Consider the following 19,849-nt stretch of genomic DNA (forward strand, 5'->3'; position numbering starts at 1 on the left):
CGGTGAACGCGTGCGGCCGTTCGTCATCGACGGCCGAGAGGGGAGAGGCCGGGCCGGCGGCGAGCGGATGCCCGCAGCCGACCCGACCTCGCCGGGTCAGCTTCCCGAGCCTGCCGACTTGATGGCGGCATCCATGTCGCTCAGCGCCTGATCGACGCTCTTGTCGCCCTTGAGCGCGGCGTAGGCGTTGTCCTGGATGGCCTTGGTGACGGCTGGATAGAACGGCGTGACCGGCCGCGGAACGGCGCTCTCGATCGACTTCTTCAGCGTGCTGAGGTACCCGAACTTGGCGTTGAGGTCGGGGTCGTCGTAGAGCGAGGCGAGCACCGGCGCCAGGGAGCCCTGTGTCATGAAGAACTTCTGGGTCTCTTCGCTCTGCAGGAACTCGACGAAGTCGTGCGCCGTCTGCTTGTGCTTCGAGTACACGCTGATCGCGGCGTTGTGGCCGCCGAGACTGGATGCCCCGGGGTTGCCGTCCCCGTTGCCGGGCAGCGGGGCGACCGCGAATTTGTCCTTCACGACGCTCGAACCGTCGGTCTTCGCCAGGTTGTACACGTAGGGCCAGTTGCGCAGGAAGAGCAGCTTGCCGGCCTCGAAGGCCTGCCTGCCCTGCTCCTCCTGGTAGGTGATGGCATCCGCCGGGATGTTGCCGTCCTTGAACGCGTCGACCAGGCGCTGCAGGCCCTTCTTCGCCTCGGGGGAGTCGACAGTCGGCGTCTTGCCGTCCTTGCCGACGATCGTGCCGCCGGCGGTGTTGATCGCCTCGGCCGTGTTGACGGTCAGGCCCTCGTACTGCGCGAACTGGCCGGCATAGCATCCGATGCCCGCCTTCTTCGCGATCGAGCAGTCGCTCATCATCTCGTCCCACGACGTGGGCGGGGTCTTGACCAGGTCGGTGCGGTAATAGAGCAGGCCGCCGTCGCTGGTCTGCGGCGCCGCATAGAGCGTGTTGTTGTAGGTGCCCGTTGCCACGGTCGGCTTGAACAGCTTCGACGTGTCGATCTTCATTTTCCCGGTCAACGGCTGCAGCCAGCCCTTCGCCGCGAACTCGGCGGTCCACACCACGTCGACGTCGACGACGTCGTAGTTCGCGTTCTTGGCCTGGAAGTTCTGCACCAGGTCGTCGTGCTGCTGGTCGGCCTTGTCGGACTGCTCCTTGAAGGTGACCTTCTCGTCGGGATGCGCCTTGTTCCACTTCGCGAGCAGCGGGCGGATCACGTTGCTGTTGTCCTTGCCCTGCACGTAGGTGATCGGGCCTTTGCCGTCGAGGTTCTGGCTGACGGGATCGGAACCGCCGCCGCCCCCGCTCGAGCAGCCGGCCAGCATGAGGCCGACGACGGCGACCGAGGCCACCGCGGACAGACGGAGGGCTTTCTTGCGCGCTCTTGACATGTTCACTCCACTTCGAGCGTGATGCGTCGTGTGCTGTGGTCAGAGCGCCGAGGCTGTGTGTCATCGCCGCGGCGACTCCTGGCGGGCGGCGATCCCGCGAACGGAACCGCGTGCCACGTGAGGGGTGGCGTCGAACCCGTGACGGCCGTCGGTGTGCTCGACCATGAGCCCGGCATTACCCCTCAAAGAGGCACGATACGCAGGATCTCTGAAGAAATGTAAACGTTTGCGGTTTTTGCTCAGAGGTTGGACCGCCTGGAGTGGCGGCGGTTCACTCTCCGATGATGCGGAGGCCGCGGGCTCCGAACGCCCGTCGATCCGCGCGGATCGACGCGAGAAGCCGATCGAGGTTGGCCTGCGTGTGGTGCGCGATCGCTGCGGCTGCGGCATCCGCATCCCTGCGTCGCACGGCGTCGACGATGGCGGAGTGCTCGCGCCATGCGGCGGCCCGGCCCTCTTCCGTGCGCATCTCCAGCCATCTGGCCCTGGCCATGCGCGTCACGGCGTCGGAGACGGCCTGCGCGATGAAGGGGTTGCCGCTCAGCGCCGCGAGGCCCTCGTGGAAATCGGAGCCCCTGCGCATCCCTGCGTGCTCGTCGCCCGGCTCGTCGCCGCCGCGCTGCGCCGACGTGGTGAACGCCTCGAGCTCGGCATCGGATGCCCGGGTGCACGCCAGCCGGGCACCAGCCGATTCCACGGCCTCGCGGTACTCCGCGAGCGACGCCACCTCGTCGAGATCGATGGGCGTCGCCTGCCAGCTGCGCCCCTCCCTGGCGACCAGGCCCTCGCTCTGCAGCCGGATCAACGCCGACCGAACGGGAGTGCGGGAGATGCCGAACTCGGTCTCGAGACCGCGCTCGCTCAGTCGCGCCCCCGGCACGATGTCGAGTGACAGGATGGCCTGCCGCACCTGCTCGTAGACCGTCTGGGCGTGTGAAGCGTTCGGCATGGATGCGTGTCCCCGCTCTCGGTGTTCGGACGAAGGCTTCGCCCGTTCAAGTATGGGCCGAGCGTGCCGAACGCCGCGGAAGCCGCGGCCTCGGCTGCGCCCTCTCCCACCGCCGAGGGATGCCTGTTCCTCCCGCCGAGGGTGTGGAAGCCGACACTCTCGGCTGCAGAAACGCGCACGCTCGGTGATCGGAACGCGCACGCTCGGTGATCGGAACCCGCACTCTCGGCGGCGGGGACGGGCACTGTCGGCAGCGGGGCGTGTTGCGGGGTGACTGGGATACCAATACGGTATCCCTTGAAGGAGCGTGAGATGGGCGAGACGACGACAACGGCAGGCGGGCGAGGCTCGGCGCATGAGGTGGGAACGATGCGGCCTTGGCTCATGCTCGGCACCGCAGTGCTCGCCCAGGCGGCGGGCACCGTCTTCCAGTCGGCTCCCGCATTCCTCATCCCGCTGCTGCACACGCAGCGCGGCGTTGCCGCTGGCGCAGGCCGGCCTGCTGGCCTCCGCGCCCACGCTGGGACTCGTCCTCACCCTGGTGGCGTGGGGCGCGCTCACCGACCGCGTGGGGGAGCGGTGGGTCATCGCAGGCGGGATGGCGCTCACCGCGCTCGCCGCGATCGGCGCGATGACGGCGTCGGGATACCTGGGGCTGGGCGGATTTCTGCTGCTGGGCGGCGCGGCATCCGCGAGCACGAACGCGGCGAGCGGACGCGTCGTGGTGGGCTGGTTCCGCAAGGAGCGGCGCGGGCTGGCCATGGGCATCCGGCAGATGTGCCAGCCGCTCGGAGTGGCGGCCGCGGCGATCGCTGTGCCGCCGCTCGCGGCGTCGGGCGGCGTGTCGGCCGCGATGACGCTCCCGCTGGTGCTCACCGCGGTGCTGGCGGTGCTGAGCGCCGCCGTGATCGTCGACCCGCCGCGAGCCGCGCGCACGGGAGCGGATGCCTCGGCCCGCCCCGCGAACCCGTACCGAGGCACCTCGACGCTGGTGCGCATCCACGCCGCGTCGGCGTTGCTGGTCGTTCCCCAGTTCACGGTCTCGATCTTCGGGCTGGTGTGGCTCACGACGGATCGTGGCATGTCGACCATGGCCGCCGGCATAGTGGTGGGCGTCGCGCAGTTCGTCGGCGCGCTGGGACGCGTCGCGATCGGCGTGCTCTCGGATCGCGTGGGAAGCAGGCTGCGTCCGCTGCGCTGGGTGGCCTGGTGCGCGGCGGCCGTGATGGTGCTGCTGGCGGCGAGCGAGCTCGCGCCCGCATGGCTGGGGGCCGCCGCGCTGATCGTGGCGGCGACCATCACCGTCGCCGACAACGGATTGGCCTACACCGCCGTCGCCGAGCTGGCCGGCCAGCACTGGTCGGGCCGCGCGCTCGGCGTGCAGAACACCGGGCAGTTCCTGGCCGCCTCCATCGTGGGTCCCGCGGTGGGTGCGCTCATCACTGTGGTCGGCTACCCGCTCGCGTTCGCGGCGGTGGCGCTGGCTCCCGTGGTGGCGGTGCCGCTGGTGCCGAGCGAGCGCGTCGAGGCCGAGGAGGAGCCTGCGGCGGCCGCTTCAGGCGACGTCCTCACGCGGCGGAGGTGACCCAGATGGCCTCTGCGGCCACGGCGCCCATCGTGATGGGTGCGGCGTCGTCGATGGAGACCACCACGTCGCCCGCGAACGGGCGGGTCTCGACGAGGGTGGCACGGGCATCCAGGCCGATGCCGTGCTCGGTGAGATAGCGCAGCACAGCGGGGTCGGCGTCGGAGATGCGCACGATGCGCATCGGCCGGCTCGGCTCGGCGGCGGTGAGCCGTAGTCCGTTCGGTGTGCGCGGATCGCCCTGCGGCGTGGGAATGGGGTCGCCGTGCGGATCGCGCACCGGATGCCCGAGCGCCGCGTCGATGCGGTCGATCAGCGTGTCGGAGACGGCGTGCTCGAGCACCTCGGCCTCGTCGTGCACCTCGTCCCAGGGGTAACCGAGCGTCTCGACGAGAAAGGTCTCGATGAGCCGGTGTCTGCGCACCATCGCGACGGCGTGCGCCCTGCCCGTCTCGGTGAGCGTGACGGCGCCGTACGGCTGGTGCACCACGAGCCCCTGCTCGGTGAGCCTGCGGATGCCGTCGCTCACCGTCGCAGCGCGCACCCCGAACCGCGCGGCCAGCGCCGTCACCGTGACCGGGGTCTGCTCCCACTCGGTCGCCGACCAGATGGCCTTGAGGTAGTCCTGCGCCGCGTTCGTGAGGGACGAGACCGACATGCGGATCAGTCTAGGGATGCCGTAGGGTGGTCCCCGTGTTCCTGAACTGTTGTTGTCGCTGAGGCCGCGCCGCCTGAGGGCCGTGCGCGTGGCATCCCACCTACGACCGACCCCAGCAGAAGACATCACAGAAACGCCAGGCACACCATGAAGTTCGCCGCATCCATCACCGACCTCATCGGCAACACACCCCTCGTTCGGCTGAACCGAGTGACGGAGGGCATCGACGCCACCGTGCTCGTGAAGGTCGAGTACCTCAATCCAGGCGGCTCGAGCAAAGACCGCATCGCGGAGCGCATCATCGACGCGGCGGAGCGCGACGGCCTGTTGAAGCCCGGCGGCACCATCGTGGAGCCCACGAGCGGCAACACGGGCGTCGGGCTCGCGCTCGTCGCCCAGCAGCGCGGATACCGGTGCATCTTCGTGCTGCCCGACAAGGTGGGGGAGGACAAGCGCAACGTGCTCACGGCCTACGGCGCGGAGATCCACGTGACGCCGACCTCGGTGGCACCAGACGACCCCGACTCGTACTACAGCGTCTCCGATCGGCTCGTGACGGAGATCCCCGGCGCGTACAAGCCCAACCAGTACGCCAACCCGAACGGGCCGCGCAGCCACTACGAGACGACGGGTCCGGAGATCTGGCGCGACACCGACGGCCGCGTGACGCACTTCGTCGCGGGTGTCGGCACCGGCGGCACGATCACAGGCACGGGGCGCTTCCTCAAGGAGGTGTCAGCGGGCCGGGTGCGCATCATCGGCGCCGACCCCGAGGGATCGGTGTACTCCGGCGGCACCGGGCGTCCCTACCTGGTCGAGGGTGTCGGCGAGGACTTCTGGCCGAGCGCCTACGACCCCTCCGTGCCCGACGAGATCATCGCCGTCTCCGACGCCGACTCGTTCGCCATGACCCGCAGGCTCGCCCGTGAGGAGGGCCTGCTCGTCGGCGGCTCCAGCGGGATGGCCGTGGTCGCCGCCCTGCGCGCCGCACGCGATCTCGGCCCCGATGACGTGGTCGTCGTGCTGCTGCCCGACGGCGGACGCGGCTACCTCGGCAAGATCTTCAACGACTCGTGGATGCGCTCATACGGCTTCAGCGACGTGAACGGCGTGGCCACGGTGCGCGACGTGATCGCCACGAAGTCGGGCGATCTGCCCGACCTGGTGCACGCGCATCCCACCGACACCGTGCACGACGCGATCGCGATCATGGCCGAATACGGCGTGAGCCAGCTGCCGATACTGAGCACGGAGCCGCCGGTCGTGATCGGCGAGGTCGTCGGATCGCTCGACGAGCGGACCCTGCTCGACCTCGTGTTCACCGGCGAGGTCACCATGTCTCACAGCGTCGGCAGCGTTGTGGCTCCGCCGCTGCCGCTGATCGGCGCGAACGAGACGGTCGCCGAGGCGCGCGCGGCGCTCGGCGACGCGAACGCGCTGCTCGTGATCGACGGCGGCAAGCCCGTCTCGGTGATCACGCGCGCCGATCTGCTGGCATTCCTCAGCCGCTGACACTCCCACCCGCAACTCGAAAGTGAGCACCATGACCAACGACAACGCCGCGGGATTCGCCACCAGGGCCATCCACGCCGGGCAGGAGTTCGACCCGACGACCGGCGCGGTCGTTCCGCCCATCTACCAGTCGTCCACGTTCGTGCAGGACGGCATCGGCGGGCTGCGCGGCGGCTACGAGTACGGCCGGAGCGGCAACCCCACCAGAACCTCGCTCGAGACCGTGCTCGCCGCGCTGGAAGGCGGCGACCGGGCCTTCGCGTTCGCGTCGGGGCTCGCGGCAGAGGATGCCCTGCTCCGCTCGGCCCTGCGTCCAGGTGATCACGTGGTGCTCGGCAATGACGTGTACGGCGGCACGCACAGGCTGATCAATCGGATCCACGGCGAGTGGGGCATCCGGCACACCGCCGTCGACCTCACCGACCTCGACGCGGTGCGCGAGGCGCTCGGCACGCCCGACACGAAGCTGCTCTGGATCGAGACGCCCAGCAACCCGCTGATGAAGATCAGCGACATCGCGGCGCTCGCCGAACTCGGTCACGCCGCCGGCGCACTCGTGCTCGTCGACAACACGTTCGCGTCGCCGGCCCTGCAGCAGCCGCTTTCGCTGGGCGCCGACATCGTGGTGTACTCGACGACGAAGTACCTCGGCGGCCACTCCGACGTGATCGGCGGCGCCGTGGTGCTGCAGAACGGCGAGCTCGCAAAAAAGGTGGGCTTCCAGCAGTTCGCCGCCGGTGCGATCGCTGCGCCCATGGAGGCGTGGCTGACCGTGCGCGGCATCAAGACGCTCGACGTGCGCCTGCAGCGGCACTCCGAGAACGCGCAGGCCATCGCGGAATACCTCGATGGGCACGCCGCGGTCGAGCGCGTCTACTACCCGGGCCTGCCGTCGCATCCGGGCCACGAGCTGGCGGCGCGCCAGATGTCGCGCTTCGGCGGCATGCTCTCGATCGCGCTGAGCGGTGGCACGGATGCCGCCAGGCACCTCGCCGAGTCCACGCACGTGTTCCAGCTGGCCGAGTCGCTCGGCGGTGTGGAGTCGCTCATCGGATACCCGAGCGAGATGACGCACGCGTCGGTGCGGGGAACGGAACTCGAGGTGCCCGGCAACATCGTGCGCCTCTCTGTCGGCCTCGAAGACGTCCGCGACCTGCTCGCCGACCTCGAACAGGCGCTGGCGCCGGCGCACTAGGGTGCGCCTGACAATTCGAGGCGACTCGCGCTGTGCTCGCCATGGCCGACGACCTGGTCGGTGCGAGTGGCCTTGACGGCGCCCTGCGCGTTTGATCACTGAAATGATCATTTTGCTCAGACTCACTGCGGCCTCTCTGCTGGTCTGAACGCTGCGGCAGCTTGATGACCGACGATTCGGCCGAATCGCAGAAATCGCCCCTGAACGGCATTTCTTCTACTCTTGGATGTCGAGAGCCGCTAGTCGGCAGCGACCGGTCTCCACCGATTCCCCTTTCATCAGTTGACAACCTGCGAGTGATTTCAGGATGCTTAGTGGCAGTTTGTGCGCGCGCTGCGTGAAGAACGATCACAAACGATCACAAATGCTCAAGGGTCGACTTCCGTCGAAACCCTCGCTCGATGAAGAGAGAACTTCGTGACGATCAAACGAATCGCGGCGTCTCATCCCGCCCCCATGCCCTTGGTCCTTTCCCGTCGACGGACGGTGCCCGCGATCGTGGTCGCGGCGACACTCGCGTTCGCTTCGCTGAGCGCCACGGCGGCTCCGTCCCCGGCGCAGGCAGCGACGGGGACGCAGCCCGACGTGCCGAGCGACCCGTCCGGCACGTCGGTGGGCGCGATCACCGACGTGGCGCAGAAGAACGCGGCGGTCACGCTCACCGCCCAGAACGGGGCCGTTCGAGTCACGTTCCTCGACGCGAACGACCTGCGGATCGAGGCGGACCCCTCCGGAAAGTTCACCGACCCGGCCAACACGTCGCAGAACGACCCGGCGCGCTCGGCGAACATCGTCGTCGGAGCCGGCGACTTCACGGCGCCGACGGTGAAGGTCGTCGACGGCTCCACCATCACGATCTCGACGTCAGCGGTGACGCTGAAGATCGACAAGGCCACGGCGCGCATGGAGCTCGACCGTGCTGACGGCTCCGAGGTGTGGGCGGAGTCGAAGGCCATCACCTTCGGCTCGTCGTCGACGACGCAGCACCTGGCGGCGCAGAGCGGGGAACAGTTCCTCGGCGGCGGCATGCAGAACGGCGATTCGATCCACACCGGCAAGACCATCAACATCTCGAAGGACTACAACTGGGCGGACGGCGGGCATCCGAACGCCGTTCCCTACTACATGTCGAGCGCGGGCTACGGCGTTCTGCGCGACACGTTCGCAGCGGGCAGCTATACCTTCACCTCCGACGTCACGACGACGCACGCCGAGAAGCGATTCGACGCCTACTACTTCGTCGGCGACTACAAGAAGGCGCTCGACGGGTACACCAAGCTCACCGGCCGGCCGCTGATGCCGCCGGTCTACGCGCTCGAGTACGGCGATTCCGACTGCTACAACCGGTCGAACCCCGGCTACTCGTCGTCGGGCTATACCAGCGCCGACACACCGAAGCAGCACACCTACGACGCCGTGCAGACGGCGAAGGCCTTCAAGGACAACGACATGCCGGCGGGCTGGATGCTCGTCAACGACGGCTATGGCTGCGGCTACACCCAGGATCCGTCGCCCTACGATCCGAGCAACCCCGGCCAGGGGCTCGGCGGAACCGTGCAGGGCATCAAGAGCGCTGCCGACCTCAAGACCGGTCTGTGGACGCAGAGCGACCTCACCAACCAGCAGACCGAGGTCGGGCAGGACGGCATCGCGCTGCGCAAGCTCGACGTCGCCTGGATCGGCGAGGGCTACCGCATGGCGCTCACCGGCTGCACGGTGGCGCACGACGGCATCGAGCAGTACTCCGACCAGCGCGGCGTCGCACTCATGGTCGAGGGGTGGGCAGGCGCGCAGCGCTGCGGCATGCAGTGGACAGGTGACCACACCGGCAGCCTGGATGCCATCCGCTGGGAGGTCCCCGCGATCGCCGGCTCCGGCAACTCTGGTCTCGCCTTCACCACGGCCGACGTCGACGGCATCTTCGGCGGCTCCGCCACCAGCTATGTGCGCGACCTGCAGTGGAAGGCGCTCTCGCCTGCGCTCTACTCGATGAGCGGCTGGGCGCCGACCGACAAGCGGCCGTGGCTCTACGGCGACGCGGCCACGGCGATCAACCGCCAGTACCTGCAGCTGCGTCAGCAGATGATGCCGTACATCTACACGTTGGCGGCGAACGCCCATGACGATGGCACGCCGGTCGCCAGGTCGATGGCGATCGAGTTTCCGAACGACCCGAACTCCTACGGCTCGGCGGCGAATGAGCAGTACATGCTCGGCAGCGATCTGCTGGTGGCTCCGGTGTACACCGACTCCGACGTGCGCAACGGCATCGATCTCCCGGCGGGCAGCAACTGGATCGACTACTGGACCGGCAAGATCTACCAGGGCGGCCAGATTCTCAACGGCTACGACGCGCCGCTGCAGACCCTGCCGCTGTTCGTGAAGGCCGGCGCCGTCGTGCCGCAGGGCATCGTGGCGCGCAACGCGAGCCTGGTGCCCGAGAACTCGGCGATCACGCTCGACATCTACCCGTCGGGCACCTCGACGACCTCGCTCTACGAGGACGACAAGGTCACGCGCGACTACGAGAACGGCGACTCGGCGACGCAGAAGTTCACGGTGACGGCACCGAAGAAGGATGCCGGTGACGTGACCGTCACGATCGGCGCGCGCAGCGGGCACTACGACGGCATGGCCGCATCGCGTCCGTACCAGCTCGACGTGCACTCCGGCTCCGCGCCCGAGAAGGTGACCGTCGGCTCCACGACGCTTCCCGCGCTGGCGGACAAGGCGGCGTTCGACGCGGCGGCGACAGGCTGGTACTACGACGCCAACGACAGCGCCGGTGTGGTGCACGTGAAGGCGGGCAGCGTGGCGTCCGGTGATTCCGCGACCGTGACGCTGAAGGCATCCAGCGCAGTCGGCGGCAAGACGTCCGACGCCACCGCGGCCGAGGTCGCGGTCACGCTCGACGACCAGGCGTTCCAGGGTGTTGCGACGACCGCGACGGCCGCCTTCACCAACACGGGCGACCACGCCAAGACCGACGTCACGATCGTGCCTGCTCTGCCCGACGGCTGGACCGTGAAGTCGGCCACCGGCGACCACGTCGCCAGCGTCGGCGCAGGCGAGACGGTCACGGCGACGTTCTCGCTCGTGCCGGGAAGCACGAGCTCGGGAACCCAGACGGTCGCCATGAACGCGACCTACACCGACCAGACGGGCGGCAAGCACACCGTCAAGGGTGCGAACCAGCTCGACGTCGCCTACGGCAGTCTCGCCGGAGCGTACAACTCGGTGTCGGTGACCACCGTCGATGGCAGAGCGAAGGGAGACTTCGACGGCGGCGGGGCCACGTTCTCGGCCGAGCAGCTCGCCACGGCGCCCACGCCGGCCGGCGGGGTCACCCCTGGCAGCACGGTCACCGTGGATGCCGGCACGCCGACGCAGGTCGACTACACCTGGCCGAAGGCGGGCCCCGACGTGCCCGACTCGGTTTCGATGAACGGTCAGACCATCGCACTGAGCGGCAGCGGAACGCACCTCGCGGTTCTGGCCTCCGCCGCGAGCGCCTCTGGCGTGACGCCCGAGCTCACGATCACCTACACCGACGGCTCGGTGCAGAAGCAGTCGCTGTTCTTCCCGAACTGGCTGCTGCAGGGCTCGCTGGGAACTTCGAAGGTCGCTGTGACATCGATGGGGCGCAACAATGCGACCAACGCGAACTCGCCCGAGTACACGACGTACAAGTACCAGGTGTACTCGAACACGGTGCGGCTCATCCCGGGCAAGACGCTGAAATCGGTGACGATGCCGGTGGCGACGAACGTGAAGGTCTTCGACTGGAAGGTCGTCTCGTTCCCGCTGCCCGACGCACCGACGGCGCCGACCTACGCCTCCGATCTCGACTGGGTCTCGGCCACCGACGGGTACGGTGTGATCGGCAAGGACGTGGCGAACAAGGACACCGCCACGTCGCCCGACGAGCCGCTGGCGATCAACTACACCGATCCCGACACCGGAGCGACCCCCACGTACACCAAGGGCCTCGGTGTGCACGCCGCGTCATCGATCACGTACTACCTCGGTGGTCGCTGCACCCGCTTCACGGCGGACGTCGGCCTGCAGAACCCGTTCACCGGCAACATCATCTTCACGGTCGACGGTGACGGGCAGCAGCTCTACCAGAGCCGCACGTTCACGCCCGGGTTCGCGCCGGAGCACCTGAACGTCGACGTCACAGGCGTGCAGTACATCGACCTCGACGTCGACCCGACGACGGCGGGCAACATCAACGGAGCCCACGGCGTGTGGGGTGATGCGAAGTTCGACTGCGCTCCGCCCGACACGACGGCGCCCGTCACGACCGCGAAGCTGAGCGGCCAGCCGCAGGCCTCCGGCTGGTACACGACGACGCCGTCGGTGTCTCTCACGGCCACCGACGACACCGCGGTGCAGACCACGCAGTACAAGCTGGGCGATGGCGAGTGGAACGCCTACTCGAAGCCGGTGGCGATCGCCGACGGCACCACCTCGTTCGCCTACCGATCGACCGACGCGGCGGGCAACACCGAAGACGCCAAGAGCCTCCAGCTCAAGGTCGACACGGTGCCGCCGACGGTGACGGCATCGGTGCACGACCGCTCAGTGACGCTGAAAGCCGAGGATGCGACCAGCGGCATCCACGCTCTCGAGTACTCGACCGACAGCGGCACCACGTGGAAGGCATACACGAAGCCGATCGCGGGTGGCGACGACGGTGTTGCGGTGCTCTATCGGGCCACCGATGTCGCCGGCAACGTGACGACGGCGTCCGACCCCGTCGTGGTGGCGCCGAAGGGTGGTGACGGCACGACGCAGCCGAAGCTCGTCCTGCCACGCACCGTCAAGGCCGGCAGCTCGTTCGACATCGCGATGTCGAACCTGCCTGCCACGACCAAGGTCACCGTCGAGCTGCACTCCACTCCCGTGGTGCTCGGGTCGGTGACGACGGATGCCTCGGGCGTCGCCACTCTGCGAGTGACGATTCCGAGTGACATCGAGCTCGGCACCCACACCATCTCGGTGTCTGCGGGGGACAACACCCTGGCGACGTCGGCGGTGACCATCGTGGCCGCCGATCAGCCGGTGGGCGCGGCAGCGGGACCGTCGGGCACCGTGGCATCCGGCTCGTCACTGCCGAGCACCGGATCGGATGCCGTGCCCCTGGTGGCGTGGACCATCGCACTGCTCGCCGCCGGCGCGCTGGTGCTCCTCGTGGCTCGGCGCCGACGCATGAACTGACCCGAAGGGCCAGAAACGCCTTGCGCATCGAGCCGTGGTGCTCGATGCGCAAGGCGTTTTCTCGTGCCGGGGCCGGCGAGTCGGCCGCGGCAGCCCCGCCTCGAGGTCAACCTTGGCGCTCGAGCTCCTCGTCGACCGCGCGGCTCAACGCCGCCCAGTGCCTGGCGACCACCGCCAGCTCGGCGGCGTCGAATTCCACATCGACCTGTCGCATCGCCCGGGCGTAGGCGTCGAAGCGCTCGCCGACGGGGGCGGCCGCCTTCTCGTCGACCGTGATCATGACGCGGCGCTGGTCGCTCGGGTCGGTGCTGCGGTGCACGAACCCTCGGCGTTCGAGGCCGTCGACCGCCCGCGTCACGCTGCTGGGCGGGAGCCCGGTGCGGCGGCTGAGCTCGCCTGGCGAGATGGTGCCCGACGCCAGTGAGACCACGTGAAGGGCCTGCAGCTCGGAGGGGGTGAGGCCGACGTCCTTCGCCACCTGGTCGTGCAGGACGAGCATGCGCGGGACGAGTGACAGAAAGCTCGCGCGGATCGCGGCGGATGCTTCGGACGCTCGGTGCGCGTCGGGCGTCGACGCAGCGGAACCGGCGGCCCTGTGCACCGAACCGGCGTCGGGGGCCGTGAGGCGGGCATCCTCTGCCGGCCTGGATATTTCCATATCGGAAATGATACCGTCTCTGAAGTAATTCCATTGTGGAAAGAATTGGAGGGCGGGATGCAGCGCAGAACTGCGGCGATGGTCGTCTTGATCGTGGCCGGTTTCATGGACTTGATGGACACGACTGTCGTCAACGTGGCCCTTCCCTCGATGGCTCGCGATCTGCCGGCCACGGCGGCGCAACTGCAGTGGATCGTCGGCGCCTACACGCTCGGCCTCGTCGGCGCACTCGTGCTGGGAGGACGTGCAGGCGACCTGCTCGGCCGCAGAACCGTGTTTCTGATCGGGGTCGTCGGCTTCACGCTCGCTTCGCTTCTCGCCGCGGTCGCGCCCGACGCCGCTCTGCTCATCGCGGCCCGTGCGGTGCAGGGCGTCTTCGCCGGCGCGATGGTTCCGCAGGTGCTGGCAAACGTGCAGGTGCTCTATGCGCCGGAAGAGCGGCCCGCGGTCTTCGGACTCGTGGGGTTCATCACGGGCACCGCGAGCGTCGTCGGTCCCGTGCTCTCGGGCTGGCTCGTCTCGAGCGACGCGTTCGGCATCGGCTGGCGCAGCGTCTTCGCGATCAACGTGCCCGTCGGTGTGCTGCTCGTCGTGGCGGCGGTGCTGGTGGTGCCGAACAGCAGGTCGGAGCATCCTGCAAGGCTCGACATCGTGGGAGCCGTACTGATCACCGCGGCCGTGCTGTGCCTGGTGCTGCCGCTCATCGACGGCAGGCAGGAGGGCTGGCCGCTGTGGTCGTGGCTCGTGCTGGCGGCCTCGCCCGTGCTGCTGGTCGGATTCGCGCTCTGGGAGCTGCGTCAGGAGCGGCGAGTGGATGACCGCGGCACCGTTCCGCTCATCCCGCCGCACCTCTTTCGCGATCGGAGCTACGTCGCGGGCAGTGTGGTGAACCTCGCCTTCCAGGCCGGCCTCGTCGGGTTCTTCCTCTTCTTCACGATCTACCTGCAGAGCGCTCTCGGATACAGCGCCATGCAGTCCGGCCTCAGCTGGCTCGGCTTCAGCCTCGGAACGCTCACCGGGAGCCTCGCTGCCGTGCGGTTCGTGGCGCAGCACGGCCGGGCTCTCATCACGATCGGCGCGCTGATGACGGCGGCGGGTGTCACCTGGCTGGTTCTCGTCGCCGCCGTGCCGTCGACGGCGGGCGGCTCGCCGAACGGCTGGGACTTCGTCGGCGGCCTCGTGCTCGCCGGCCTCGGTATGGGACTGCTCATCGTGCCGCTCTTCGATGTGACGCTGCACGCCGTTCCCGTGGCGGATGCCGGAGCTGCATCAGGCGCGCTGAGCACCATTCAGCAGATCGGCGGCGCCCTCGGCGTCGCGGTGATCGGCGCGGTGTTCTACGCCGTGGCGGGCGCGCATCCCGATCCCGCTTCGCTCACGGCGGCGCTGCACGCCGCGGCGTGGGGATGCGTCGTGGCCTTCGTGCTCGCCGCGGTGGCGAGCGTGCTGCTGAAGCGGTCGTCGTCGGTGCGTGACGTCGAGGGACTCGTGGAAGCGGTGCGGCCGTAGGTGACGGCCCGGACCCTGAGTTCGTGAGGCCAGAGCCCCGGTGACGACGGGGCCAGTGGCGACGGAGCCCGGCAGCGGCAGAGTGCGGTGACTGGAGGACTGCCATCACGACAGAACCCCGCGGCCGGGAGCTGATGCTCCGGCCACGGGGCTCAGGCGTCGCTGCGTGCAGCGCGGGTCTACTTGCTGTTCAGCGTCGTCTCGATGTGTGCATCCGTCTTCGCGGCGGCATCGGAGACGTCGGTGCCGGTGACGATCGACTGGAAGAACTGCTCCATCGTCTTGTCGCCCTCGATGGTCGCCCAGTTGGCGGCGGCCGGCGTGGCCTTGGAACGCAGCGCGGCGGTGAAGAAACCCTTCGCCTGATCGTTGAGGCCGGAGTTCTGGGCCTTCTTGATGCCCTGCTCGCTGTTCGGAATCCAGTTGTCGGTGCCGAACACGTAATCGTTCTGGATCTCGGGCGACGCCGCGATGCGCGTCCACGCCGCCGCGAGGTCCTTCTGCTTCGACTTCTGCGCGACCGACCAGACGCTGCCGCCCAGCATGACCGGCTGGTTCTTGCCCGAGATGCCGGGCAGCGGGAACGTGCCGATCTCATCCTTCAGCGCGGCGTTCTGCCCGATGATCTTGGTGATGTGCGCCGAGGTGGTCATGAGCGCCGACGTCTGGCCGTTGGCGAAGACCGCGTCCTGGTCGGGAACATCGGTGTTCAGCGTGCGCGACGCGGCGGTCGAGTACGAGTTCTGGAACTCCTTGAACTGCTTGAGACCCTTCTGGGCCGCGGCGCTGGAGAAGCCCGCCTTCCACGACGAGCCGTGCTTCGCGGCGATCTCGCCACCGGCATCCCACACGAACTGCACGCCCACGTACCACTGCTGGCCCGGCACGTAGATGGGCGAGAAGTTCGTAGCGGTGTTCTTGGCCTTGATCTTGTCGAGGTCGGCCGTGAACTCGTCGTAGGTGGTCGGCGTCGTGGTGATGCCGGCTTCGGCCCACATCTTCTTGTTGTAGACGACGGCCCGGTCGCCGGCGAAGGACGGGACGCCGTAGAGCTTGCCGTCGATCGTGGCCGGGTCGACGAGGCCGCCGAGCCAGGTCTGGCCCTGTTCGAGCTGGCTCTTGTAGCTTGTGAGGTCGGCGAGTCCGCCCGAGGCCGCATACGAGGCGACCTGCGTGTTGCCCACGTCGACGACGTCGGGTGCGCTCGATCCGGCGAGCGCCGTGTTCAGCTTGGTCGTGATGCCGTCCCACTGCTGGATCTGCACCTTGACCTTGGCACCGGTGGCCTTCTCGAACTTCACGTTGATGGCGTCGACGGTCTTCTGGCTGAGGTCTCCGTTCATGACCCAGACGCTGAGCGTCTTGCCTTTTCCGTCGACCTTGGCGAGGTCGGTGCCCTTGTCGCCGCCGGATGCCGTGCCTCCTGACGAGCAGGAGGTCAGAGCGAGGGCCGCGGTGAGCGCGACGGCCGCGATGACGGCCGGGCGAAGCTTGCGCAACATGGTTCTCCCTTGCGAGTGCTGTGGTTGGTGCGTCGCCCTCGGCGGGCGAACGTCGTTGTTCGTGAAGCTGGGACGACACTAACCAGGCGTTTCACTGTGCGCAACACGTGTTGCAACGAATGCAACACGGTCCTTAGGATCGTCGTCATGCCCATCGATCTGCCCGCGCTCGTTCCCGTTCCCCGGTCGTTGCTGCCGAGGGAGGGCCGCTTCGTCGTCGACGCCGACACGGTCATCGTGCACGACCCGGAACTGCGCGCTGCCGCTCTTCGCCTGCGAGACGTGCTGCGGCCGGCGACCGGTCTCGAGGTGCCCGTCGTGCCGCGGGCGGCGCACGAGGATGCCGGCGCATGTGCGGATCACGTGCATCCCGGCGCGCGAGCGGGAGACGACGCGCGGGCCGCCACTGTCTCAGGCGGCCGCATCGTCTTCGCGGTCGAGGAAGGGCTCGTGGACGAGGGATACCGGCTCGAGGTCGCGGGGGAGGGCATCCTCGTCTCGGCGTCGGCCGAGCTCGGAGCGCTGCGTGCCGTCGAGACACTTCGTCAGCTGCTGCCCGACGGCGTCTATCGGCGTGGTCGGCTCGACGGCGTCGTTTGGAGCCTGCCGGCGGTGCGGATCGCGGACGGACCCGCGTTCGCCTGGCGGGGACTCATGCTCGATGTGGCCAGACACTTCTTCACGGTCGCCGAGGTGCTGCGGCTGATCGACCAGCTCGCCGTGCACAAGCTCAACGTGCTGCACCTGCATCTGACCGACGACCAGGGGTGGCGACTGCAGATCGACCGCTTTCCCCGCCTCACCGGCGTCGGCGGCTGGCGCCCGGAGTCGCAGCTCGGCGCACCGCGTGGCTCCGCGCCCGACGGCCGCCCGCATGGCGGTTTCTACACCGCAGACGATGCCCGCGAGATCGTCGCGTACGCGGCCGGACGCGGCATCACCGTCGTTCCCGAGATCGAGATGCCCGGGCACGTGCAGGCGGCGCTCGCCGCCTATCCGGAGCTCGGCGTCGCCGGCGGAGTCGAGGCGCCGTGGACCTCGTGGGGAGTGAACCCCAAGGTGCTCAACCTCGAGGAGTCGACCGTCTCCTTCTTCTGCGACGTGCTCGACGCGGTGATCGACATCTTTCCGTCGGCATACATCGGCATCGGCGGCGACGAGTGTCCGAAGACGCAGTGGGAGAACGACCCTCGTTCGCGCGAGCGCATGGCGGAGCTCGGCGTCGGCTCTGCCCACGAGGCGCAGAGCTGGTTCATCCACCGGATCGACGCGCACCTCGCCTCGCGTGGGCGTCGTTCATTCGGCTGGGACGAGATCCTCGAGGGCGGACTCGCCCCGGGGGCGACCGTCGCCAGCTGGCGCGGCACCTCGGGCCTCGTGACCGCGGCGCGCGCGGGACACGACGCCGTCGCCTGTCCAGAGGACGTCGTGTACCTCGACTACCGGCAGTCGGAGTCGGCGGACGAGCCGATCCCGGTGTCGATCGTCACCGACGTCGAGCGCGTGTACGGCTTCGACCCGGTGCCCGACGAACTCGAGCCCGAGCACTGGGCGCGCATCCTCGGCGGGCAGGCCAACCTCTGGACAGAGCACGTGGAGGGCGTGCGGCGGCTCGACTACATGCTGTTCCCGCGACTGAGCGCACTCGCCGAGGTGCTGTGGAGCGGGCCGGGTCGCGACGTCGACGACTTCTCGGCACGGCTGAGCGCCCACCTCGGCCGCCTCGACGCGCTCGGCATCGAGTATCGACCGGCGGCCGGGCCACGCCCGTGGCAGCAGATCCCTTCGGTGCCGGGGCGCACCTTCACCCGTGAGGAGCGGGCCGCCCAGGTGGCGGCGCAGCTTGCCGAATCGGCGGGGACGGCGCCCTCATGATCGAAACGTCGGGCACGGAGCACGAAGGCGGGTGCGTCGCGACGGTGACGCGGCCCGGTGGATAGGCTCTGGGCATCCTGCGGCCCCGACCCTGCCAGTGGAGTTCTCATGCCCGAATACCGCGCCCACTTCGATGCCACGGTCGACTTCGTCAACGGCGGCTCGCTGACGGCCGAAGGCTTCCGACTCGACCTGCCGAGCGCCGCTCTCGACGCGGATGCCGTCGGCCGCCTTTTCGTGCAGCATCTCGGCCTCGCGCTCGTCGGCCGCGTCGAGGTGCGGGGGCTGCACATCGTGGAGGAGCAGCACCGCGGGAGCCGCGGCATTCCCGCCCCCGTTGCGAGCGACGACGACTCGGCAGTGGGCTCGGCCTCCGGCCCCGCACGTCGCGTCGTCGACCTGAGCCACCGCATCCGGGCCGGTCTCATCACCTACCCCGGCCTTCCCGCGCCGGTCATCACGCCGCACCTCACGCGCGAGCAGTCGCGCGACCACTACGCGCCGGGCACCGAGTTCGGGATGGACCTCATCACGATGATCGGCAACACCGGCACGTACCTCGACTCTCCTCTGCATCGCTACGCCGACGGCGGCGACCTGGCGTCGCTCGACCTCTCGACGCTGGTCGACCTTCGCGCCGAGGTGGTGCACGTCGCGGATGCGGCGGAGCGCGGCGTGCCGGCCTCCGTGTTCTACGACCGCGACGTTCGCGGGGCCGCGGTGCTCGTGCACACCGGCTGGGACCGCCATTTCGGCACGGAGCGCTACGCGAACGGCGCACCCTTCCTCACCCCGGATGCCGTCGGCCACCTCGTCGACCAGGGCGCTGTGCTCGTCGGCATCGACTCGCTCAACATCGACGACACGGAGTCGGGCGGCGAGCGGCCGGCGCATTCCGGGCTGCTGGCCGCGGGCATCCATGTGGTGGAGCACCTCACCAACCTGGGGGAGCTTCCCGCGCGCGGCGCTCGCTTCACCGCGGCACCGCCCGCGATCGAGGGATTCGGCACCATCACGGTGCGGGCGTTCGCACTCGTGTGAACGGGTGCGCACGCAGCGCGCACCGCAGCGTCTCTGCTGTCCCTTGACGTCGGGTGATCGGGGCACAAGCGACACGAGCGGACAGTTGAGCGCGGGTTGACGCGTAACGTGGGACGAAGAGTGCCGGCGAAGGAGCCAGGGAGAAGAAATGGACACCAGAGACCTGCTGTCGGATGCCGTCGAGCGGATCGGGCAGGGCGTTCATCGCCTGCTCGCCGAGGCCGACCACCACGTGCTGACGTTTCGCCCTGACGGCGACGCCAACACCATCGCGTGGCTGGTCTGGCACCTCACCCGCGGCCAGGACTCCCAGATCGCCGACGTCTATTCGCGCGAACAGGTGTGGACCGCCGAGGGGTGGGCAGACCGATTCGGGCTGCCGTTCCCGCACCGGGCAACGGGATACGGGCACTCGAGCGACGACGTCGGAGCGGTGGATGTCTCGGCCGAGCTGCTCAGCGGATATTACGTGGCCACGCAGAAGGTCACGCTCGAGCAGATCGCGGCCACCAGCGACGCCGATCTCGATCGCGTCGTCGACACGCGCTGGAACCCGCCTGTCACGCTCGGGGCGAGGCTGATCAGCATCATCGACGACGACGTGAAGCACCTCGGCCAGGCGGAGTACGTGAAGGGGCTCGCGCAGCGAGCTCGCTAGGCGCGTGTCCCTCGTCCGCCGTCGACCCCCGCACAGGACGGCAGACGATGACTGCTAGCTTTGGTTCTATGTGGTATTGCAATGGACTTGTC

Annotated in this window: 13 protein-coding genes; 8 read left to right on the plus strand and 5 right to left on the minus strand. The window is 68.8% G+C overall.

The features are described from left to right. Nucleotides 1–96: 96 nt before the first annotated feature. Both FPZ11_RS16815 and FPZ11_RS16820 read right to left on the minus strand, forming a co-directional pair. On the minus strand, nt 97–1,392 hold the full coding sequence (locus tag FPZ11_RS16815) for an ABC transporter substrate-binding protein (protein ID WP_146322204.1): 1,296 nt from the start codon (nt 1,390–1,392) through the stop codon (nt 97–99). A 271-nt stretch (nt 1,393–1,663) separates the two neighbouring features. Beyond that, nucleotides 1,664–2,341, minus strand: coding sequence for a GntR family transcriptional regulator (locus tag FPZ11_RS16820; protein ID WP_146322205.1), 678 nt, complete (start codon nt 2,339–2,341; stop codon nt 1,664–1,666). Between the two features lie 478 nt (nt 2,342–2,819). Here FPZ11_RS16820 and FPZ11_RS16825 point away from each other — a divergent pair, with 478 nt between their 5' ends. Next, nucleotides 2,820–3,926, plus strand: coding sequence for an MFS transporter (locus FPZ11_RS16825; RefSeq protein ID WP_367889405.1), 1,107 nt, complete (start codon nt 2,820–2,822; stop codon nt 3,924–3,926). Here the strand turns inward: FPZ11_RS16825 and FPZ11_RS16830 are convergent. Continuing rightward, a complete protein-coding gene (locus FPZ11_RS16830) occupies nt 3,910–4,584 on the minus strand; it encodes a metal-dependent transcriptional regulator (protein WP_146322206.1) in 675 nt (224 codons plus the stop codon). The two genes, FPZ11_RS16825 and FPZ11_RS16830, sit on opposite strands and share 17 nt — an antisense overlap. A 147-nt stretch (nt 4,585–4,731) precedes the next feature. Between FPZ11_RS16830 and FPZ11_RS16835 the strand changes: the two genes are divergently transcribed. The 3 genes from FPZ11_RS16835 (at nt 4,732) to FPZ11_RS16845 (ending at nt 12,514) form a co-directional block, all read left to right on the plus strand. Next, nucleotides 4,732–6,096: a cystathionine beta-synthase gene (locus FPZ11_RS16835; protein WP_146322207.1), complete on the plus strand. Its 1,365-nt coding sequence runs from the start codon at nt 4,732–4,734 to the stop codon at nt 6,094–6,096. A 31-nt stretch (nt 6,097–6,127) separates the two neighbouring features. After that, a complete protein-coding gene (locus FPZ11_RS16840) occupies nt 6,128–7,291 on the plus strand; it encodes a cystathionine gamma-synthase (RefSeq protein ID WP_146322208.1) in 1,164 nt (387 codons plus the stop codon). 456 nt (nt 7,292–7,747) lie between these two features. After that, nucleotides 7,748–12,514: an NPCBM/NEW2 domain-containing protein gene (locus FPZ11_RS16845; RefSeq protein ID WP_146322209.1), complete on the plus strand. Its 4,767-nt coding sequence runs from the start codon at nt 7,748–7,750 to the stop codon at nt 12,512–12,514. Nucleotides 12,515–12,620: 106 nt separating this feature from the next. On the opposite strand, the gene FPZ11_RS16850 is transcribed toward FPZ11_RS16845, so the two are convergent. After that, nucleotides 12,621–13,172, minus strand: coding sequence for a MarR family winged helix-turn-helix transcriptional regulator (locus FPZ11_RS16850; RefSeq protein ID WP_146322210.1), 552 nt, complete (start codon nt 13,170–13,172; stop codon nt 12,621–12,623). Between the two features lie 57 nt (nt 13,173–13,229). Here FPZ11_RS16850 and FPZ11_RS16855 point away from each other — a divergent pair, with 57 nt between their 5' ends. Next, nucleotides 13,230–14,681 carry a DHA2 family efflux MFS transporter permease subunit gene (locus FPZ11_RS16855; RefSeq protein ID WP_146322211.1) on the plus strand — a complete coding sequence of 484 codons (1,452 nt, stop codon included), beginning with the start codon at nt 13,230–13,232 and terminating at the stop codon, nt 14,679–14,681. A 179-nt stretch (nt 14,682–14,860) separates the two neighbouring features. On the opposite strand, the gene FPZ11_RS16860 is transcribed toward FPZ11_RS16855, so the two are convergent. Then, nucleotides 14,861–16,183 (minus strand): sugar ABC transporter substrate-binding protein, encoded by a 1,323-nt coding sequence (locus FPZ11_RS16860; protein ID WP_146322212.1) that lies wholly within the window; start codon nt 16,181–16,183, stop codon nt 14,861–14,863. Between the two features lie 147 nt (nt 16,184–16,330). On the opposite strand from FPZ11_RS16860, the gene FPZ11_RS16865 reads away from it, so the two are divergent. The 3 genes from FPZ11_RS16865 to FPZ11_RS16875 all read left to right on the plus strand — a co-directional run bounded on the left by FPZ11_RS16865 (nt 16,331) and on the right by FPZ11_RS16875 (nt 19,757). Continuing rightward, nucleotides 16,331–18,058, plus strand: coding sequence for a beta-N-acetylhexosaminidase (locus FPZ11_RS16865; RefSeq protein ID WP_146322213.1), 1,728 nt, complete (start codon nt 16,331–16,333; stop codon nt 18,056–18,058). Nucleotides 18,059–18,166: 108 nt separating this feature from the next. Continuing rightward, nucleotides 18,167–19,099 carry a cyclase family protein gene (locus tag FPZ11_RS16870; protein WP_146322214.1) on the plus strand — a complete coding sequence of 311 codons (933 nt, stop codon included), beginning with the start codon at nt 18,167–18,169 and terminating at the stop codon, nt 19,097–19,099. 148 nt (nt 19,100–19,247) lie between these two features. Continuing rightward, nucleotides 19,248–19,757: a mycothiol transferase gene (locus tag FPZ11_RS16875; protein WP_146322215.1), complete on the plus strand. Its 510-nt coding sequence runs from the start codon at nt 19,248–19,250 to the stop codon at nt 19,755–19,757. Nucleotides 19,758–19,849 lie beyond the last annotated feature (92 nt).

The sequence above is a fragment of the Humibacter ginsenosidimutans genome (assembly GCF_007859675.1).
Classification (GTDB): domain Bacteria; phylum Actinomycetota; class Actinomycetes; order Actinomycetales; family Microbacteriaceae; genus Humibacter; species Humibacter ginsenosidimutans.